Below are 1,321 nucleotides of genomic sequence, written 5' to 3' on the forward strand. Positions count from 1 at the left end.
AGCAGGCCGATCCGCCGGCTGCCGGTCAGCGGCAGCACGTCGCCGCCTGCCGTCAGCTCCCACGGACCCAAGATCTTGATCCTCAGTCCCATCGCGCAACCCTCCGTGGGCCGAAGATCGGAGTTTATCGGTTATGACCGTTACACGCGCGAGGCTCTGCTGGTGACGAACCCGCCCACGACGTACCGCCTGCTGCGCGCTGTCGCCGTGTCGTGGACTCTTCGCTGCGCCTGGTGTCACGTGCGCGGGCCAGTTCGGCGGCAACCCACGGGTCGGTCGCTTCCCAGGAAACGTCGGCCCGGGGGGCGTTCTCGGCGATTCAGGCGTGCCGGGAGCCGTCCCGGCCCTGATTCCTACACTCCTTCCATGATCTCTGCCTGGTGACGGAGGGTCGCGGCGTTCCCGTCTCGACGCGTGAGGCACCGCGCCACTCGACGCCTGGCAACGGCCCCTGGACACCAGGAGGAAACATGGAATCGGACCTGTCGATCTGGGTGCGCAGCGCGGCGATCTGGACATTGCACGTCGCCACTGTGGTGGTCGCGGCCTGGGCGTCGATCACGGGAGTGGCCCCGCTCGGCTCACGCTGGCTGATCGTGCCCATGCTTGGGCTGGTGGTCTACCCGCTGGCGGTGGTGGCCTTCATCGTCGCTCCCTGGGGGGATCGGCTGCTGTCCGCGCTCAAGGCCAGTGCCCAGGCGATGCTCTACGCCGTTCTGGTCCAGTGGGTCGACCCACGCAGTACAGGATCAGCCGCCTTCGTGGTCATCGGGCTGGCCGTTTCCTTGGCCGTCGCCATGTGGCGGTCCGGCAGGGCGGAACGGGCCGCGGAGGCCGAGGAGCGGCGGAAACTGTCCTGACGGCGGGAGCCGCCGGGACGAGTTACTCGACGTGTATCGAGCAAGAAGATCGACATCGCCCGAGATCGAGATCTGCGCTGCTGCTACATCCCGGCGGGCTCCTCGCGCACCTGGCGGTACGAGTCCACGGTGAGGATCTGGGCCCCGTACGCACGCGGGTTCAAGAACTGCCAGAAGAAGCCGGCACCACGCGGCCTGCCGTAGAACCAGGTCGAGGAACAGTGGTACCGCCAACGGCTGTGCCGCGGTTCCTCAACCCCGGGGCCGTCCTCGATGCCGACCCGCAGCGGGGCGGCCACCGAGGCGTCGATTTTCCGGCCCACGCCAAGAGAGCCGAACCCGTCGGGCGTACTGAGGTCGGCTTCGACTAGGGCCTGTACGGAGTTCAGATCTTCAGATGGGTTGAAGGCTTCGGATCCACAAGATGGCTCCGCGTAGGTGAAGGCCGGCGAGGTAGCTGT

Annotated in this window: 2 protein-coding genes; one reads left to right on the forward strand and one right to left on the reverse strand. The window is 67.4% G+C overall.

From position 1 onward, the window contains the following. The first annotated feature begins 470 nt into the window (after positions 1 to 470). Positions 471 to 860 carry a hypothetical protein gene (locus ACIBI9_RS67910; RefSeq protein ID WP_397239703.1) on the forward strand — a complete coding sequence of 130 codons (390 nt, stop codon included), beginning with the start codon at positions 471 to 473 and terminating at the stop codon, positions 858 to 860. Positions 861 to 943: 83 nt separating this feature from the next. Here ACIBI9_RS67910 and ACIBI9_RS67915 read toward each other — a convergent pair. Next, the coding region (locus ACIBI9_RS67915) for a hypothetical protein (protein WP_397239705.1) at positions 944 to 1,321 on the reverse strand (378 nt) is incomplete at its 5' end.

Source organism: Nonomuraea sp. NPDC050451, from assembly GCF_044458585.1.

Coding starts and splice junctions, on each gene's coding strand:
- ACIBI9_RS67910 (WP_397239703.1), top strand. CDS start 471: ATGGAATCGGACCTGTCGATCTGGGTGCGCAGCGCGGCGATCTGGACA.